General features: G+C 61.9%; 1 protein-coding gene. It reads left to right on the top strand.

Annotated elements, in window-relative coordinates:
- On the top strand, positions 1 to 839 hold an 839-nt coding region (locus H8B02_RS47535; RefSeq protein ID WP_229172555.1), incomplete at its 5' end, for a DDE-type integrase/transposase/recombinase.
- Positions 840 to 847: the final 8 nt, after the last annotated feature.

The raw sequence follows: 847 nt of genomic DNA, 5'->3' as shown, positions 1-847 counted from the left end.
TGCATCGGATCCTGTGCCGGAACGAGCGGATCAAGCCGAGCGACAAAGCTTCGCCCAGCCCTTCGGGCCATCGCTTCGAGAAGGAGGCGCCCAATCAGCTTTGGCAGATGGACTTCAAAGGCCATCTGCCTCTCACCAACGGAACGCGATGCCATCCGCTGACCATGATCGACGATCACTCGCGCTATGCTCTGTGCCTGAAGGCATGCGCCAACGAGCAGCGTCCCAGCGTGCAGAAGCATCTGACCGATACATTCCGCCGCTATGGCCTGCCGGAGGCTTTCTACATCGACAACGGCTCCCCCTGGGGAGATACGTCCGGCGTGCGCTGGACCGCGCTGAAGGTGTGGCTGCTCAAGCTCGGCGTCAGGGTGGTGCATGCCAGGCCGCGGCACCCGCAGGGCCGGGGCAAGAACCAACGCTTCCATCGCACCTTGAACGCGGAAGTATTTGCCATGCGCTCGTTCCGCACTCTGCCGGAAGTCCAAAATGCCTTCGATAGCTGGCGCATGCTCTACAATCTGGAGCGGCCTCACGACGGGCTCGCCATGGGTGTCCCCGCCGACCGCTATCGCCCGAGTTCTCGCGCCATGCCGGAGCGTGTTCCGCAGGTCCAATACGACCCCACAGATATCGTTCGCACCACCTCCTCGACGCGAAGCTACATCTCTTTCAAGGGGCGGATCTGGAAAGTCCCCCAAGCCTTCCGCGGCGAGCGCCTCGCCATCAGGCCGCTCGATCGGGACGGCAGCTACGGAATCTTCTTTGCCAGCTGGCAGGTCGCAGCAATCGACTTGACCAATGGCCAACCTGTCAGTGATGTGTCGGAACAGGTGTAAGCTATGTC

Source organism: Bradyrhizobium altum (genome assembly GCF_020889705.1).
Lineage (GTDB): Bacteria > Pseudomonadota > Alphaproteobacteria > Rhizobiales > Xanthobacteraceae > Bradyrhizobium > Bradyrhizobium altum.
The sequence above is the reverse complement of the archived record's forward strand: the minus strand, read 5'-3'. Positions and strand labels throughout refer to the sequence as shown.